Source organism: Neobacillus sp. NPDC093182 (assembly GCF_044754045.1).
The window spans coordinates 324975-342305 of record NZ_JBIVOI010000003.1; the positions used below are offsets into that span (position 1 = coordinate 324975).

The 17331-nt window shown below is 42.2% G+C and carries 11 protein-coding genes, 20 tRNA genes and 2 rRNA genes; 5 read left to right on the top strand and 28 right to left on the bottom strand.

Annotated elements, in window-relative coordinates; translation table 11 throughout:
• The 6 genes from ACIQAA_RS08885 to ACIQAA_RS08910 all read right to left on the bottom strand — a co-directional run bounded on the left by ACIQAA_RS08885 (window position 1) and on the right by ACIQAA_RS08910 (window position 6780).
• Entirely contained in the window at window positions 1-795 is a 795-nt protein-coding gene (locus ACIQAA_RS08885; RefSeq protein ID WP_402617852.1) for a sugar phosphate isomerase/epimerase family protein, read from the bottom strand.
• 73 nt (window positions 796-868) lie between these two features.
• A complete protein-coding gene (locus tag ACIQAA_RS08890; protein WP_402617855.1) occupies window positions 869-1927 on the bottom strand; it encodes a zinc-dependent alcohol dehydrogenase in 1059 nt (352 codons plus the stop codon).
• A 32-nt stretch (window positions 1928-1959) separates the two neighbouring features.
• Window positions 1960-2814 carry a carbohydrate ABC transporter permease gene (locus tag ACIQAA_RS08895; protein WP_402617858.1) on the bottom strand — a complete coding sequence of 285 codons (855 nt, stop codon included), beginning with the start codon at window positions 2812-2814 and terminating at the stop codon, window positions 1960-1962.
• Entirely contained in the window at window positions 2814-3683 is an 870-nt protein-coding gene (locus ACIQAA_RS08900) for a carbohydrate ABC transporter permease (protein WP_402617860.1), read from the bottom strand. Before ACIQAA_RS08900 ends, ACIQAA_RS08895 begins: the two co-directional genes overlap by 1 nt.
• Window positions 3684-3780: 97 nt before the next feature.
• A complete protein-coding gene (locus ACIQAA_RS08905; RefSeq protein WP_402617862.1) occupies window positions 3781-5082 on the bottom strand; it encodes an ABC transporter substrate-binding protein in 1302 nt (433 codons plus the stop codon).
• 12 nt (window positions 5083-5094) lie between these two features.
• Entirely contained in the window at window positions 5095-6780 is a 1686-nt protein-coding gene (locus tag ACIQAA_RS08910; RefSeq protein WP_402617864.1) for an alpha-amylase family glycosyl hydrolase, read from the bottom strand.
• A 484-nt stretch (window positions 6781-7264) separates the two neighbouring features.
• On the opposite strand from ACIQAA_RS08910, the gene ACIQAA_RS08915 reads away from it, so the two are divergent.
• From ACIQAA_RS08915 to ACIQAA_RS08935, 5 genes are all read left to right on the top strand, one after another.
• Window positions 7265-8293: a LacI family DNA-binding transcriptional regulator gene (locus ACIQAA_RS08915; RefSeq protein ID WP_402617867.1), complete on the top strand. Its 1029-nt coding sequence runs from the start codon at window positions 7265-7267 to the stop codon at window positions 8291-8293.
• A 438-nt stretch (window positions 8294-8731) separates the two neighbouring features.
• Window positions 8732-9295, top strand: coding sequence for an alkyl hydroperoxide reductase subunit C (gene ahpC, locus ACIQAA_RS08920; RefSeq protein ID WP_402617870.1), 564 nt, complete (start codon window positions 8732-8734; stop codon window positions 9293-9295).
• A gap of 13 nt (window positions 9296-9308) precedes the next feature.
• Entirely contained in the window at window positions 9309-10838 is a 1530-nt protein-coding gene (gene ahpF, locus ACIQAA_RS08925; protein ID WP_402617873.1) for an alkyl hydroperoxide reductase subunit F, read from the top strand.
• 339 nt (window positions 10839-11177) lie between these two features.
• On the top strand, window positions 11178-11843 hold the full coding sequence (locus ACIQAA_RS08930) for a hypothetical protein (RefSeq protein ID WP_402617876.1): 666 nt from the start codon (window positions 11178-11180) through the stop codon (window positions 11841-11843).
• A 66-nt stretch (window positions 11844-11909) separates the two neighbouring features.
• Entirely contained in the window at window positions 11910-13436 is a 1527-nt protein-coding gene (locus tag ACIQAA_RS08935; RefSeq protein WP_402617879.1) for a glycine betaine uptake BCCT transporter, read from the top strand.
• 161 nt (window positions 13437-13597) lie between these two features.
• Here ACIQAA_RS08935 and ACIQAA_RS08940 read toward each other — a convergent pair.
• From ACIQAA_RS08940 to ACIQAA_RS09045, 22 genes are all read right to left on the bottom strand, one after another.
• A tRNA-Asn gene (locus ACIQAA_RS08940) sits at window positions 13598-13672 on the bottom strand.
• 34 nt (window positions 13673-13706) lie between these two features.
• Window positions 13707-13783, bottom strand: a tRNA-Ile gene (locus tag ACIQAA_RS08945).
• A 5-nt stretch (window positions 13784-13788) separates the two neighbouring features.
• Window positions 13789-13862 (bottom strand) — tRNA-Gly (locus ACIQAA_RS08950).
• An 11-nt stretch (window positions 13863-13873) separates the two neighbouring features.
• A tRNA-Cys gene (locus ACIQAA_RS08955) sits at window positions 13874-13947 on the bottom strand.
• Window positions 13948-13984: 37 nt separating this feature from the next.
• Window positions 13985-14060, bottom strand: a tRNA-His gene (locus tag ACIQAA_RS08960).
• Between the two features lie 51 nt (window positions 14061-14111).
• Window positions 14112-14196: transfer RNA gene (locus tag ACIQAA_RS08965), tRNA-Tyr, on the bottom strand.
• A gap of 36 nt (window positions 14197-14232) precedes the next feature.
• Window positions 14233-14305 (bottom strand) — tRNA-Phe (locus ACIQAA_RS08970).
• 53 nt (window positions 14306-14358) lie between these two features.
• A tRNA-Asp gene (locus tag ACIQAA_RS08975) sits at window positions 14359-14435 on the bottom strand.
• Window positions 14436-14475: 40 nt separating this feature from the next.
• A tRNA-Met gene (locus ACIQAA_RS08980) sits at window positions 14476-14549 on the bottom strand.
• Window positions 14550-14570: 21 nt separating this feature from the next.
• Window positions 14571-14663: transfer RNA gene (locus ACIQAA_RS08985), tRNA-Ser, on the bottom strand.
• Between the two features lie 7 nt (window positions 14664-14670).
• Window positions 14671-14743: transfer RNA gene (locus tag ACIQAA_RS08990), tRNA-Ala, on the bottom strand.
• A 13-nt stretch (window positions 14744-14756) separates the two neighbouring features.
• A tRNA-Pro gene (locus tag ACIQAA_RS08995) sits at window positions 14757-14833 on the bottom strand.
• Window positions 14834-14840: 7 nt separating this feature from the next.
• Window positions 14841-14917: transfer RNA gene (locus tag ACIQAA_RS09000), tRNA-Arg, on the bottom strand.
• A 30-nt stretch (window positions 14918-14947) separates the two neighbouring features.
• Window positions 14948-15036: transfer RNA gene (locus ACIQAA_RS09005), tRNA-Leu, on the bottom strand.
• 5 nt (window positions 15037-15041) lie between these two features.
• Window positions 15042-15116: transfer RNA gene (locus ACIQAA_RS09010), tRNA-Gly, on the bottom strand.
• Between the two features lie 37 nt (window positions 15117-15153).
• A tRNA-Leu gene (locus ACIQAA_RS09015) sits at window positions 15154-15235 on the bottom strand.
• Between the two features lie 44 nt (window positions 15236-15279).
• Window positions 15280-15355: transfer RNA gene (locus ACIQAA_RS09020), tRNA-Lys, on the bottom strand.
• A 29-nt stretch (window positions 15356-15384) separates the two neighbouring features.
• A tRNA-Thr gene (locus ACIQAA_RS09025) sits at window positions 15385-15460 on the bottom strand.
• 66 nt (window positions 15461-15526) lie between these two features.
• Window positions 15527-15602 (bottom strand) — tRNA-Val (locus ACIQAA_RS09030).
• 64 nt (window positions 15603-15666) lie between these two features.
• A tRNA-Glu gene (locus ACIQAA_RS09035) sits at window positions 15667-15741 on the bottom strand.
• Between the two features lie 39 nt (window positions 15742-15780).
• A 5S ribosomal RNA gene (rrf, locus tag ACIQAA_RS09040) occupies window positions 15781-15896 on the bottom strand.
• 76 nt (window positions 15897-15972) lie between these two features.
• Window positions 15973-17331, bottom strand: a 23S ribosomal RNA gene (locus tag ACIQAA_RS09045); the annotation flags it as partial.

A 17331-nucleotide genomic window follows, 5' to 3' on the forward strand; every position in this document is an offset into this window, starting at 1 on the left:
TTAACGTAAGGATTCTCTTAGGTGTGTTACTGCCTGTCTGTATTCAGCATCAAGATCGTTGCCTCTGACCCGGCATTCGATGGTTAGAAAACCTTCATAGCCATCTTCTTTTAACGTGTTAAAATGTTTTTTGAAATCGAGAGAACCGCTACCCGGTTGGAAACGGTGGTTATCAGCAAGGTGAATATGGCCGATTAGGTCACGGTTTTTACGTAGCGCTTCTGAAATATCATCTTCTTCGATGTTCATATGATAGAAATCGGCAATGATTTTTACATGCTTAAATCCGTTTTCTTCAATATAGCTGCTCGCATCAGCCAATGTGTTAATCATATGGTCCTGATAACGATTCAATGGCTCAAGGAAAATTGTCGTCCCTGTTTCTTCCGCTGCCTTATCAAGATAAGCCAGTGATTCTGTTACTGCCTTTCGATCACCGTTTTGGCTCCTAGGTGAAGTCATTGGCGGCAGGCGATAAGTGAACATACCCCAAGCAGCTGGAACAACAATACCTTTTCCGCCTACTTCTTTTAACGCCTCAAGGATTTGTTTGATTTCTACCAGACCATTAAGCCTGCGCTCTTCAATAAAATCACCAATCCAGCCAGAATATCCGCCACATGCAGTTGTGACTGGAATACCAGTTTCCGAAATCGCTTCTTTTACTTCATCTAAATGGTCAACTAACAGTTTCCCATCGATTTCAAAGCCTTCGAATCCCAGTTCCTTAATGTATTGGAACTTTTCCTTGATATTCTCTGGAAAAAAGTTTTGATTTTGCGTACCTAGTCTCATCGTGTATTCCTCCATGGAAGAGATTGTTCATACTATAGATAGGCCGCCTAATGAAAGACGGCACACATGCCCATTACTTTTTGTACTCGATCCCCATCTTGATACTTAACTCAGGACGTTGGTCAACAAATTCCATATAAGCTTCTGCACTTTCTTCGAAGCGCACAATTGGATCAATAATATCCTCGCAATTAAGATAACCGTTCATTAACAATTCCCAGCAAGTATCTTCAATACGTTTTCTGTTCCAACGCGGATAATCCGGGTTAGGCTCGCTAGCCGCACGAGAGAAGACAATCTTTGCATTGTTGAAATGGGCTTCTCGGCCAAAGTTCAATCCTGCAGGCAGTGGTTTACCAAATGCAACATAGGAAATCGTTCCACCATAAGCAATTCCCTTTAATGCAGCTTGAAGTGCAGCTGCAACTCCACTTGTTTCAATGATGGAATCCGCACCCATTTTATTGGTCAGCTTTTTCACTTCATAGCCAACATCACAAGCCGTTGGATCAAGACAGAAGTCCGCACCATTGCGTAATGCGATTTCACAGCGATTTGCCAATGGGTCAACCCCAATAACAATGCTAGCTCCAGCTCTTTTCGCAAGCTGAATGGCGATTTGACCGATAGCTCCTAATCCAACAACAACCACATAGTCTCCAGCACGTACATTCGCATCGCGTACGCCTGCCATCGCATATTGTGCAGGATCATAGCAAACGGCATTTTGCCATTTTCCGCCTTCCGGCATTTTGCGCAGGCGGTGATTATCAACGGCATTTACGATTAAGGTTTCCATGATCGGTCCATAGGTACAAACAGTTTCCCCTAATTGATAATCCGTAACTTCCCTTCCTGCCTCAACGATTTTACCTACAACCATGTTGCCAAGCTGAAATTCCCCAAACACTATTCCAGGTTTAGAACCTTCTTCGCGGGGCATAAACATGCGCCATTCTTCGTTAAAATCCTCATCCATAAATGGAGTGATTCCTCGGAAATCGACTACTTCCGTCCCGTGTTTAGGAGAAGCAAATTCAACACTAATTTTGACTTCATTTGGTTTAATTTCACGATCTTCATATTCCACCAATGCAGCTTCTCTAGGTGCTGCAGCAATTAGCTTTTTCATAGGATATAACCTCTTTCATTATTTTTGAAAAATTAACCTTTTACCCCGCCTTCAGTGGCCCCGCCTTTAATAAAGTAATCAGAAATCGAGTACATAATCACAACGGGAAGTGCTGTAATCAGCGACGCTGCCATCATTCGGCCCCAAACATAATCCGGTGTGCTGAATAATGTGTTCAATCCGATTGGCAACGTGAAATTCAACGAGTCTGACAAGAAAATCGAGGCAAACAAGTAATCATTCCAAGCAACCATAAAGGAATAAACAAATACTGAGATAATCCCAGATAAAGATAATGGAATAATGATTTTAAAAATAATTTGAATACGGTTTAAACCATCAATACTGGCCGCCTCTTCCAGGTCTTCTGGAATTGTATCAAAATAGCTTTTTAACATAAAAATCGCTGTAGGCAGTGTCTGAACAATCATCGTAATGATTAACGCTGTTTTCGTATCGTACAAACCAAGTCCGGAAATAATTTTGAACAACGGAACAATTAGCAAGATTCCCGAAAACATATACACCGTATAAAAACTTGCATTAATCGTTGTCCTCCCCATAAACTTCAGCCTAGAAAGAGCATAAGCACCAAAGATTCCGATGAAAACGGCCAGTACTGCTGCTGTCAGCGCCACGACTAAGCTATTTTTAAAATAGGATAGAAAAGGAAAAATGTCCGGATTGAAAATGTCGACAAAATGCTCGAATGTCCACTTCTTTGGAAAAAAGGTTGGATTAGTTGAAACAGCTTCCTCTGTAGACTTAAAGGATGTCATCAGCATAATGAAAAATGGAAAAAGGGAAATCGTTAACAGGCCGATAAGCCCCGTATAAAATCCAACTGTCTTAATCGCCTGATTCTTTTTACTTCTGGCCATTGCCATTAGTATTTCACCCGCTTTCGTGTTGCTATAATTACAAGGGATAAAATGATAAACAGAATAACAGAAATAGATGCCGCTTTGCCAAGATCATTGAAGGCAAATGCTGTTTTATACAAGTAAATCCCCAGGATGTCCACTTTGTTTGTAAGTAGGAAAACGTCCGTGAACATATAGAATAGCCAAATGGAACGCAGCGTTATGACGGTAATAAGTACTGGCATAATGGCCGGGAGGGTAACAATTTTAAACTTTTCCCAAGCAGATGCCCCGTCGATTTCGGCTGCTTCATATATGGATGTATCAATGGTTTGCAGAATGGCCAAAAATGAAATAAATGCATATGGAAAGTATCTCCAAATAGCAAAGATTACGACTAAAATAAAACTGCTGACCGGATTATCAAACCAAAGCGGAGCCTTGTCAGCCAAGTTAAAGACGTCTACAACTAAGTAGTTCACCACACCATAACCATTATTGAACATGTATTTCCATGCAAACACCAATGAAATGGATGGGGTAACATAAGATAAAATAATTAAGGACCGGGAAAGTTTCCGGAATTTAAATGGCCGATTAAAGAAGATGGCTACACCCAATCCCAGCGCCGTACTGCCTGCCACGGCGAAAATCATATACAAAAGAGTAATGCCTAGTGATTGAAAAAACGCTCCATCCGACAGAATTGAAATGTAATTTCCAATACCAACAAAGGTTGCACTCAATCTCTGGTTGATTGGTTGGTCAAAGAAGCTAATCTGGATATTGGAGATCATCGGGTACGCTACAAGCAACAGCACCAAGAAGATACTTGGAAAAAGCAAGACCATTGCTAATTTTAAATCTGATTTCTCCCTTTTAATGGTTTTCATGGTACCCCCCTGTGTAATAGTGAAATGTTTTATTTCATGTATTGTTTCTACAAGATTGCAGGGGATCTTTTTGCATGGGATCCCCCCTATATTCAAATTATTTTTCTGCTAAAATCTCAGAAATTGCTTTATCAGCTTTTTTCAGTTCACCGTTAACTTTCTTTTCACCAACCGTTATAGCATTGATTAATTTAGAAATAGCGCCTGAGCTTGTAATATCTCCCATTTTCAGGAAGTTCTTTCCATCAACTAGTCCAAACATTTGAACATCATTGAAAGAAGCTGCAATTTCAGTTGAAAGGTCACCAAAGGATTCCACGACATCGTTTGCAAGATAAACTTCATTCTCGACCACGAGTTTGCTTACGGGCTGGGCCCCGCCTGGTGACATTAATACCCAACTCGTCATATTTTCCGGTTGTGCTATAAATTCAACGAATTTCTTTGCTGCTGTTTTTTGCTCATCCTCTAACCCTGATGAAATAGTCAGTGCAGATACGGTTCCATATACAGCTTTAGTTTCTTCAGTTGGTATCGCAAAACCAATATTCGCTGAATTACCTTGTTCATATACAGCTGGAAGGATATAGGTTGAATAAACCGCCATCGGTGCTGATCCGTTCATGAAGGCATCCTTCACTTCGGTTACATCGTTAGAACCAGGCATGGTATACTTCGATAATTCCTGATAGAAAGTCAATGCCTCTTTCATTTCGGGTGTATTCATATTCAATTTGCCTTTTCGATTTAGGACATTAGCATTGTTTGAAAGCGCAAATTGAGAAAATACCTGCTCAGAATATCCACCTTCTACCGTTGGTAATGCAATTCCATATTTTTTGTTACGGCTGTCTGTAAATACCTTTGCAATTGTGAGAACTTCCTCCCAGCTTTTCGGTTCTTCAAATCCTTTGGAAGCAAGCATTTCTTTGTTGTACCAAATACCTTGTACCCAGCCACTGATTGGTACCCCAGTGAAACTTTTGCCATCTTCAGTTTTCACTAATTTCAATGCACCGTCATAAAAATAATCCTTACCAACTTGTTCGAGCACACTTGTTACGGCGTCTTTATCGATTAGCTCATCCTTATCCATTACTTTTGCATAATCTTGTCCTACTTCAATGACGGCAGGAAGCACTCCTGCACTTGCTAACGTAACAACTTTTGTATTATAGGAATCCTCTTCGACTGGAACTTGCTTAATTTTTATGTCAGGATTTTCTTCCTCGAACTTCGCAACTAATTTATTAATGACAGCCAGGCGTTCCTGTTCAACAGATGAATGCATAAATTCGATGGTTGTCTTACCACTGTCATTTCCATCTCCGCCGCCACAAGCCGTTAACCCTGCTGCCACAAGCAACACAATGAATGCGAACAATCCTTTTTTTATCATTGCTCTTTCCTCCTAATGAGCTGGTTTCAGCCAAACAAATTGATATGGGTTTAATGCAATGGAATGATTACAATGGATAGTCTCACCAGTAATACGATCAATGAAACTTCCTGTTAACTCACAATCTATCGATTCATTCGCTAGGTTACAGATTACTAACAGGCTTTCTCCCTTTTCATCCACCCGTTTAAAGGCGAATACCTTTTCTCCCATATCAAGGACTTCCATGACACTATTAGGGTGAAAAATCGTTTCTTCCTTTCTTATAGAAATGATCTTTGTTAATTCAGTAAAGACCTTATTTCTTAAAGTATCCGGGTTATTTAGTTCCTTTTCGATATCAGCCATAGTGTATTTTTGGCGATTGATGGAGCGGTTCATACCTGTTTTCGCGACGCCTTCCCTGTCATTCCGAGATCCAAGTATGCTTTGAACATAAATCGCAGGTACTCCTGGCAAAGCGAGCAGAATCGAATGAGCAGCTAAAAATCTTTTCACACGAAGATCATCATCATCAGATTGTCGATTTAACGCATCAAGATAGGTGACATTAATTTCATATGGGCTCTCAGTCCCATCTGGATTTTTCTTGTAATTGACCAAGGCCCCTTCTTTTTTCAAATCCTCGATCATAGACAGAATCTCTTCTTCCGGAATAATTCCGCGAATCGGATTTACCCCAATCCCGTCATGGGAAGCTAAGAAATTGAAAAAGGTTGTATCCAGCCCAGTCGGCGGAAGCTCCTTTGCCCACTTCGAAAGCGCCGTTCCATTACCATTATGGATGGAATAAAGAACAAGTGGCGGCAGCGGGAATTGATAAACCATATGTGCCTCATCATTACCATTTCCAAAATAAGAAACATTATCTTTATGCGGGACATTTGTTTCCGTAATCAGTACCGTCCCTTTCGCAGCCTCATCAGCGATTGCGCGGAATATCTTCACAATTTCATGTGTTTTTTCGAGGTGGATACATGTGGTGCCAGCCTCTTTCCACAAGAACCCGATCGCATCTAACCGAATGAATTCCGCCCCTTGCTCGATGTAAAAGAGCAACACATCAATCATCTCGAGCAAAACCTGAGGATTAGAAAAGTTCAAGTCAATCTGATCTTCACTGAATGTTGTCCAAATATTCTTCTCTTTTCCATTTTCCAAGATGAATTTGGTCAACAGCGGATGAGCCCTCGGTCTTGTCACACCACTTAAGTCTATGGTTGGATCCATATCAATGAAGTAATTTTCATATTCCGGATTTCCTTTTAAGAATTCTTGAAACCAGTCACTCTTAGCAGAGATATGGTTACATACATCATCAAACATAATCCGAGCAGAACCTGAAAGCTCATTAATTTGCTCCCAATCACCCAAGATTGGATTTACTTTCTTGTAATCAATAACGGAAAAACCGTCATCCGACGAGTATGGATAAAAAGGCAGTAAATGCACAATCTCAAACTTATCCGCTAAGTACTTATCAAACATCTTTTTAAAAGTGTTTAGTGTGGGTTGGTTATTTTCCTGAAATTGGTCGCCATATGTAATCAGAAACACATCGCGTTGATCCCAGTTTTGTTTCCTTGGCTTAAGGGGCAGCGCTTTTGTTTTTGCCATACGCTCCTCAATGCTTTTCCAAAGTGAATCAACATCATAATCCTCATAAATAAATGAAAGTCTTTCTTTAATTGTTCTCATAGAATCCTCCTTTGTGGTACCGTTCCCAATTCGAGTTAAAAATGCACCAATTCCATAGAAAGTTAGTTTCATCATTAATTTCTTTACCAATATATAAGTTTTTGGAGCGCTGCCCATAACGTAAAAGAATGAACAAGCTGAGATACCTTTTACATATGAACCCCAATGGTACCGCTCCCATCCAAGCCAAAAAAAATAACAGTTTTTTGTGGTACCGCTCCCAAATCTAGTAAAAAAAATAAATTAATTATCACTGGTACCGCTACCACGTGATAAATATATTATAGATAACTCTTTCTGTCAATCAAATAGGTACAATATTTATTGGTAAAAACTATTAAACGTAAACTACTAAATTGTTGTTGCTTGATTCAATTTTCATCCATATAATTTGTATATTGACTAAATTAATAGGATAAAGTGATGATATATGTAATCGAATTCAGTAATAACGTGTATTTTCATCTTGAGAGGAGGAGCTTTATTGGGCTACACCATATATGATATTGCCCGGGTTGCAAACGTTTCTAAATCAACCGTGTCCCGTGTATTAAATAATCAGACCAATATTTCTGAAGATGCCAGAAATCGTGTCATCAAAGCAATTGAAGAATTGAATTACCAGCCTAGCAAATTGGCCAGGGCTCTATCCTCCAGTTTTGATGCCATCATGGTTGTCTCTCGGTCTGCAAAGACGACAGCAAACAATCCATATTTCTCAGAAATCCTCCAGACGGTAGCAGAAAAAGCGGAAGAAGAAAATTTCGATGTCATCCTGCAAACTGCAAAAAACAGTAAGGATGAACTCGAGAAGTGCATCACCAAAATAAAAGGAAAAATGATTAAAGGAATCATCATGTTGAGTTCGCCTACTAATGAAGAATTGTTCAAACAGCTTGATGTTTTTAATATTCCAATCGTTGTCATTGGTAAAGTCGATGGTAAATATAACAATATATATTCTGTCGATACCGATAACTACCATGATAGTTATGAGTTAACAAAATATGTAATCGAACAAGGTCACAAAAAGATTGCCTGTGTACACTCTCCACTTGAATATCATGTTTCCATAGATCGCCTAAAAGGTTATAAAGCTTGTATGGAGGATCATCAATTGCAAGTGCAGGACGAATGGATGATTGACGGCGGCTACAACGTAGAAACAGGCAGCCTTGCAGCCAGGAAGCTGATTTTAGGAGCAAACCGCCCTTCAGCCGTGTTGGCCACTGATGATTTAAAAGTCATCAGCATTTATAAAAGTGCAACAGAACTCGGCGTTTCCATTCCACACGATTTATCCGTTGTGGGTTACAGTAATTCAAGTTTTATTCCCTTTCTGACCCCTTCCCTGACGAGTGTAGAAATACCGGTCAGAAAGCTAGGAGAAACGGGGGCAAACCTCCTCTTTTCTATTATTAGAAAAAATAAACCTGAGGAAGCGCGTACCATCATAAAGACAGAAAAAATGATTCAAGATTCCGTTCTAAAAAAATTCACTTATAATAGTTAGGCTGTGTTAAAGCTAAATGTTGATTTTTAGCACTCTGTTGATTTACGCGGAAGGCACGAAGACTCCTGCGGGAGGACGGGGCAGTGCCTGGAGCGCAAATCAACAGACAAATTTAACACAGCCAATAGATAAAAAAGCCAATGGAGTTCTGTCCATTGGCTTTTTGCGTTTGAGGGAGATTACACGGTCCCTCCCATTTTATCTCCTAATTCGCTTTTTAATGAGAAAAACAGTCTTATTTGAGAATTAGCTGATGAGATATGGGTCGATTACATGATATGGAATAACCATGAAACAAAGCATGGAAAAAATAAAACATAATGGTTGACAAGATGGGTGCTTTTATATAATAATAAACATTGTATTAGAATTATTCTAATTTAGTTATTAGTATTTGATGTTAACCATTCTCAAAATTATTTTAGGAGGAAATACACTATGTCATTAATCGGTAAAGAAGTACAAGCATTCACAGCAAACGCATATCAAAACGGAGATTTCATCACTGTTTCAGATCAAAACTTTAAAGGTAAATGGAGCGTTGTTTGCTTCTACCCAGCAGATTTCACATTCGTATGCCCTACTGAATTAGAAGACTTACAGAACGAATACGCAACGTTAAAAGATCTTGGCGTTGAAGTATATTCTGTATCAACAGATACTCATTTCACTCACAAAGCATGGCACGACCACTCTCCAGCTATCAGCAAGATTGAATATATTATGATTGGTGACCCATCTCAAAAGCTTACTCGCGCATTTGATGTACTAGATGAAGAAGAAGGTCTTGCACAACGCGGAACTTTCATCATCGATCCAGACGGCGTGGTACAAGCAATGGAAATCAACGCAGACGGTATTGGCCGTGACGCAAGCACACTTGTTAACAAAATTAAAGCAGCACAATATGTTCGCAACAATCCTGGTGAAGTTTGCCCAGCTAAATGGCAAGAAGGTTCTGAAACACTTAAGCCAAGCCTTGACCTAGTAGGAAAAATTTAAGGAGTAGATAAATATGTTACTAGATGCAGATATAAAAGCTCAGTTATCCCAGTATCTTCAACTGATGGAAGGCGATATCCTTCTTAAAGTCAGCGCAGGAACCGATGACGTATCTCGCGACATGCTGCTATTAATCGATGAATTGGCAACCATGTCTTCTAACATTAAGGTTGAAAAAACAGAACTAGAGAGAACACCAAGCTTTAGTGTAAATCGTATCGGCGAAGACACTGGAGTAACGTTTGCTGGTATTCCTCTAGGACATGAATTTACTTCCTTAGTACTGGCTCTCTTGCAGGTTAGCGGAAGAGCACCAAAAGTAGAACAAAAGGTAATCGAACAAATCAAAGCAATCAAAGGTGAATATCACTTTGAATCTTACATCAGCCTAACTTGCCACAACTGTCCTGATGTTGTACAAGCCCTAAACTTAATGAGCATTCTCAACCCTGGTATTTCTCATACCATGATTGACGGTGCTGCTTTTAAAACTGAAGTTGAAAGCAAGAACATCATGGCAGTTCCAACTGTTTTCCTAAATGGAGAAAGTTTTGGCAGCGGTCGTATGACAATTGAGGAAATCCTCGCTAAAATGGGCACTGGTCCAGATGCAGCTGAGCTTTCTGATAAAGATCCATACGATGTGCTCGTTGTCGGCGGGGGTCCTGCTGGTGCAAGTGCAGCCATTTATGCAGCTCGAAAAGGTATCCGTACAGGTATTGTGGCTGAACGTTTTGGCGGTCAGGTTATGGACACGATGGGTATTGAGAACTTTATCGGTACGAAATATACAGAAGGTCCTAAACTTGCTGCAAGCCTTGAAGAGCATGTCAAAGACTATGGCGTGGATGTTTTGAACTTACAACGCGCAAAACGTTTAGAAAAGAAAGATCTTATAGAAATTGAACTCGAAAACGGTGCTGTTCTTAAGAGTAAAGCCGTTATCCTTTCAACGGGTGCACGCTGGCGTAATGTTGGTGTCCCAGGCGAAGCCGAGTTTAAAAACAAAGGTGTAGCATACTGCCCACACTGTGATGGTCCATTGTTTGCTGGAAAACGTGTTGCTGTTATTGGCGGCGGGAATTCCGGTATTGAGGCGGCTATCGACCTTGCAGGTATCGTTAAGCATGTAACCGTTCTTGAGTTTGCAGCAGAGTTAAAAGCTGACTCAGTGCTTCAAGACCGTCTTTACAGCCTGCCTAATGTAACGGTTATTCTGAATGCTCAAACAAAAGAAATTACCGGTACTGACAAGGTAAATGGTATTTCCTATATGGATCGTGAAACAGAAGAAATTAAGCACATCGAATTAGAAGGTATTTTCGTTCAAATCGGTCTTGTACCAAACACAGATTGGTTAGAGGGTACCCTTGAACGCACTCGCTTCGGTGAGATTATTGTGGACAAGCATGGTGCTACTAGCATTCCGGGCGTATATGCGGCTGGTGACTGTACAGATAGTGCTTATAAGCAGATCATTATCTCTATGGGATCAGGTGCTACTGCTGCCTTAGGTGCATTCGATTATTTAATTCGAAATTAATCTTTGTTTTAAGAAATTTTCACCATGAATATTAAGAAAGTCGCTTGTACTATTTTGACCGATAGTATAGCGACTTTTTTTTTTTCACAGCTTTATTCAACCTATTTTGCTTCAGGGTCACACTCTTGTCTGAATGAGACCCGAATTCGGACAGTTCCTTGATTTTTTCGCCTTGTTTTGTCCGCATGAAACCTCCATTCAGCTAGATTCATGCGTTTTTCTTCAACTCTTTCCCCCTTCTAAACAGAATAGTATTTTCCATTATAAGACAACCTACTAATAATAGAATTAAATTTTCTTCGAGTGATTATATACATAGTGTTGGAGGGAGATTGAACCGTGAAACTGTATCAAGTAAGAAAAGGACAATTTGTTTATTTTAACAATGAGTTACATAAGGTATATGGAGTAAAACCCATGTACAAACTGTCCGTCCATCTTATTAAGCTTAGGGATTTATCACAGCATATAACCAATGCAGCAAGCGTGGAAAAATACAAGCCAAAGGAATATGACAGCTTTATTTTTAATCATAAGGCATATACGCTCAAAAAGGACCGAAAAGCAAAATCAGGGGAATACATTTTAATAAACAATCCAATGCCAGATTCCCTCGATACCTATTCATTAAATGAAATTGAATTGGTTGAAACGGCAGACAACAAAGGGGTTATTACAAGCAATTCTCATGGCGTCAAACATAATGAGTATTTATTAATGGAACCGGGTCGCGCAGCTGATAGCAATCCTATCGATTATAAAGACAAGGCAAATGATGGAGACGAGAGCTTGACGGACACCGGAACCCTAGGTCTGCCTACTAGCGAACTACTGCCATCGTTAGGAGACATCTATAAAAAGAAAGACAATGACTCAATAGTTGAAGCAATGGTGGTCGCAATTAATGACCAAACCGTTTACCTTGGAGGTGGATTTGAGGTCACCCAGGAAGAGTTGATAAACACGGAAAAGTGGGAATTTCAATATAACCTCCTTGATAAGTGATTACCTTCGAAAACCTATCCTTACTGAAAAATTTCACCTGACACCAAGCTTTACTAGGAGGTTTCTATGGACAGCAAAATCAATAAGGAAAACAGTGTGTTTATTATTTCATTATTACTTACGCTCATTTTTATTGTTTGGGGAGTCTTTTTTACCGATAATCTCGCCAAAGTTACCGATATTATTTATAGTGGTTCGATCGATTACCTTGGGTGGGTGTATCTTGGTGCTACCCTATTCTTTGTTATCTTTTCAATATATTTATTGTTCTCTAAATATGGTGATATTCGGCTGGGAAAGGAAACAGACCGTCCTGATTTTAACACTGCCTCTTGGCTTGCCATGTTATTCGGTGCTGGGATGGGAATCGGAATTGTGTACTGGAGTGTTGCCGAACCTGTAACGCACTATACAACCCCGCCTTATGGGGAAGCTTATACGGTTGACGCAGCCAATACGGCGATGAAATATACATTTTTCCATTGGGGCCTAGATCCATGGGCTATTTACACAGTAATCGGTCTAGCCCTTGCCTTTTTTCAATATAATAAAAGGCTGCCGGCAGCCATAAGTTCGACCTTCCATCCGATATTAGGAGACAGAATTTACGGACCGATTGGAAAAACTATTGATATCCTGTCCATCTTTGCAACAGTCTTTGGTATCGCAACCTCATTGGGTCTTGGTGCCATGCAGGTGACGGCCGGAATGCATGACATATTCGGTGTTCCCAATCAGTTATTTGTTCAAATGATTGTGATTGTGGTCGCAACAGTTATTTTTATCATTTCCATCAATACAGGTTTAGAAAGGGGTATCCAATACTTATCTAATGCTGCGATGATCCTATCTTTTGCGATCATGCTGCTGATTCTAATCGTTGGTCCAACTCTGACTGTCATTAAAGTCTTTTTTAATACAACGGGTCTTTATATTAGTGACTTTATACATATGAGTTTAAGGCTAAAGCCCTTTGGTGAAGGAGAATGGATTGCCTCCTGGACGCTTTTTTACTGGGCATGGTGGATTGCCTGGGCACCATTTGTGGGTATGTTTATCGCCAGGGTTTCAAAAGGAAGAACAGTAAGGGAGTTTGTTATTGGCGTATTGGTTGTTCCTACCCTCGGAACCTGTCTCTGGATGTCCATATTTGGCGGCTCTGCGCTTGAGCTTGTTCAAAAAACAGGCAACCATGACCTTGCAAAAAATATTACCGAAAACGTTTCATTGTCTATCTTTACATTCTTTGATTATCTTCCATTAAGTTCGGTGTTAAGTATATTAGGGTTTGCGGTTGTAGCAATTTATTATATAACGGTCGCCGATACCGCAACCTTTGTATTAGGAATGCTAAGTGAAGGCGGTACATTAAATCCCTCAAATAAAATAAAAATGACATGGGGTGTCATTCAATCCGCTCTCGCTGCAGTATTGCTTTTAGCTGGCGGTTTGAACGTTTTGCAAACTGCTTCCATCGCAGCTGCCCTCCCTTTTGCGATCATTATGGTCGTCATGTCCTTCTCACTAGTGAAAGGGTTAAAAAGTGAAGGCGAAGTACAAAGAGGAAATAAAAGAAGCGCGTACCATTCCTAAAGGGTTATTAAATGTGATTAAGCCGTACTGAAAACCCAAGGCGGTATTTAGACAAAGAAAAACCATCTTTAAGAAAATGGCTATTTTCTTAAAGATGGTTTTATTATGGAATATTAACTATTTTAAAAAGGATCAGGCTTACTGTCCTTAGCTTAAAAAAATGGCTCCGCAGGTAGGACTCGAACCTACGACCGATCGGTTAACAGCCGATAGCTCTACCACTGAGCTACTGCGGAACAATCGAAAGGTATTTTGCTTCGCAAAAAATTCTGGTGGGCCTAAATGGACTCGAACCATCGACCTCACGCTTATCAGGCGTGCGCTCTAACCAGCTGAGCTATAGGCCCATAATTGGAGCGGGTGATGAGAATCGAACTCACAACATCAGCTTGGAAGGCTGAGGTTTTACCACTAAACTACACCCGCATATTAAAATTTGGAGGCAACACCCGGATTTGAACCGGGGATAAAGGTTTTGCAGACCTCTGCCTTACCACTTGGCTATGCTGCCCGACTCTTAAAGAGCTAACCCAATTTATTAAGATTAATGGGGCGACTGATGGGAATCGAACCCACGAATGCCTGAACCACAATCAGGTGCGTTAACCACTTCGCCACAATCGCCATGATGGTTATTTTCACCTTGGTGAAAACATTTTGCTTCGCAAAAAACTTTGGTGGAGGGGGACGGATTCGAACCGCCGAACCCCGAGGGAGCGGATTTACAGTCCGCCGCGTTTAGCCACTTCGCTACCCCTCCATATATAAAAGACCAATAAAATTCCAAAAAAAATGATGGCTCAGGACGGAATCGAACCGCCGACACAAGGATTTTCAGTCCTTTGCTCTACCGACTGAGCTACTGAGCCATACACAATCTATATCTATATCAACAGTAGAGTTAACCTACTGATATAAAAAATGGCGGTCCGGACGGGACTCGAACCCGCGACCTCCTGCGTGACAGGCAGGCATTCTAACCAACTGAACTACCGGACCAATTTTTTTCAAGTGTTTTTCTTGAAAATAAATTACTTAATTGCGGGGGCAGGATTTGAACCTACGACCTTCGGGTTATGAGCCCGACGAGCTACCAGACTGCTCCACCCCGCGACAATAAGAATTTAGAATTTATGGAGGAGGAAGAGGGATTCGAACCCCCGCGCGGTATGACCCGCCTGTCGGTTTTCAAGACCGATCCCTTCAGCCAAACTTGGGTATTCCTCCGAATAAGTGGAGCCTAGCGGGATCGAACCGCTGACCTCCTGCGTGCAAAGCAGGCGCTCTCCCAGCTGAGCTAAGGCCCCATTTGGTAAATGATGGTCGGGAAGACAGGATTCGAACCTGCGACCCCTTGGTCCCAAACCAAGTGCTCTACCAAGCTGAGCTACTTCCCGTAAAATATGGCGCGCCCGAAAGGAGTCGAACCCATAACCTTCTGATCCGTAGTCAGACACTCTATCCAATTGAGCTACGGGCGCAATATTAAATAACTAGTTAGCTTACAAAAATGGTGCCGAGGACCGGAATCGAACCGGTACGGTAGTCACCTACCGCAGGATTTTAAGTCCTGTGCGTCTGCCAGTTCCGCCACCCCGGCAGCATTGGAGCGGAAGACGGGATTCGAACCCGCGACCCCCACCTTGGCAAGGTGGTGTTCTACCACTGAACTACTTCCGCATTTATAGTGAGTTATTTTACAGTTAAAAAACTTAAGTGCGGGTGAAGGGAGTCGAACCCCCACGCCTTGCGGCGCCAGATCCTAAGTCTGGTGCGTCTGCCAATTCCGCCACACCCGCATTTGGAAATTAATTTTGCAAGTTATTTTCTTTTGAAGATAACTTGGTGAGCCATGAAGGACTCGAACCTTCGACCCTCTGATTAAAAGTCAGATGCTCTACCAACTGAGCTAATGGCTCATACAAATAGTTCTTAGAAGTAAGTAGCATGGTGCCGGCGAGAGGACTTGAACCCCCAACCTACTGATTACAAGTCAGTTGCTCTACCAATTGAGCTACCCCGGCATATATCGAAGATTAACTTCACTTCGTAAAAAATTGAAAGTTATTTTCACTATCGTGAAAAAACTTTGGTGGAGGATGACGGGATCGAACCGCCGACCCTCTGCTTGTAAGGCAGATGCTCTCCCAGCTGAGCTAATCCTCCACATAAAAGAAAGTTCTTTAAGCTGGTTTGAAAAGAAAGTTATTTTCGCTAGCGCGAAAAAGTTTGGTGACCCCTACGGGATTCGAACCCGTGTTACCTCCGTGAAAGGGAGGTGTCTTAACCACTTGACCAAGGGGCCGTAATAAATTTCGAGCAAAAAAATGGCCCCAAAGGGGTAGCCTGGCAACGTCCTACTCTCACAGGGACAAAGTCCCAACTACCATCGGCGCTGAGAAGCTTAACTTCCGTGTTCGGTATGGGAACGGGTGTGACCTTCTCGCCATTGCTGCCAGACTATTTAATTGAGGAATCATTCCCTCAAAACTAGATAATTTCAGAAGAAGTTTGTAAAACGAGTTCACCTTAAAAATTGGTTAAGTCCTCGAACGATTAGTATCAGTCAGCTCCACACGTTACCGCGCTTCCACCTCTGACCTATCAACCTGATCATCTTTCAGGGTTCTTACTAGCTTGACGCTATGGGAAATCTCATCTTGAGGGGGGCTTCATGCTTAGATGCTTTCAGCACTTATCCCGTCCGCACATAGCTACCCAGCGATGCCTTTGGCAAGACAACTGGTACACCAGCGGTGCGTCCATCCCGGTCCTCTCGTACTAAGGACAGCTCCTCTCAAATTTCCTGCGCCCACGACGGATAGGGACCGAACTGTCTCACGACGTTCTGAACCCAGCTCGCGTACCGCTTTAATGGGCGAACAGCCCAACCCTTGGGACCGACTACAGCCCCAGGATGCGATGAGCCGACATCGAGGTGCCAAACCTCCCCGTCGATGTGGACTCTTGGGGGAGATAAGCCTGTTATCCCCGGGGTAGCTTTTATCCGTTGAGCGATGGCCCTTCCATGCGGAACCACCGGATCACTAAGCCCGACTTTCGTCCCTGCTCGACTTGTAGGTCTCGCAGTCAAGCTCCCTTGTGCCTTTACACTCTGCGAATGATTTCCAACCATTCTGAGGGAACCTTTGGGCGCCTCCGTTACTCTTTAGGAGGCGACCGCCCCAGTCAAACTGCCCACCTGACACTGTCTCCCACCCCGATCAGGGGTGCGGGTTAGAATTTCAATACAGCCAGGGTAGTATCCCACCGACGCCTCCACCGAAGCTGGCGCTCCGGTTTCTCAGGCTCCTACCTATCCTGTACAAGCTGTACCAAAATTCAATATCAGGCTACAGTAAAGCTCCACGGGGTCTTTCCGTCCTGTCGCGGGTAACCTGCATCTTCACAGGTACTATAATTTCACCGAGTCTCTCGTTGAGACAGTGCCCAGATCGTTACGCCTTTCGTGCGGGTCGGAACTTACCCGACAAGGAATTTCGCTACCTTAGGACCGTTATAGTTACGGCCGCCGTTTACTGGGGCTTCGATTCAGAGCTTCGCTTGCGCTAACCCCTCCTCTTAACCTTCCAGCACCGGGCAGGCGTCAGCCCCTATACTTCGCCTTGCGGCTTCGCAGAGACCTGTGTTTTTGCTAAACAGTCGCCTGGGCCTATTCACTGCGGCTCTTCGAGGCTATTCACCTCAAAAAGCACCCCTTCTCCCGAAGTTACGGGGTCATTTTGCCGAGTTCCTTAACGAGAGTTCTCTCGCTCACCTTAGGATTCTCTCCTCGCCTACCTGTGTCGGTTTGCGGTACGGGCACCTTTTATCTCGCTAGAGGCTTTTCTTGGCAGTGTGGAATCAGGAACTTCGGTACTATATTTCCCTCGCC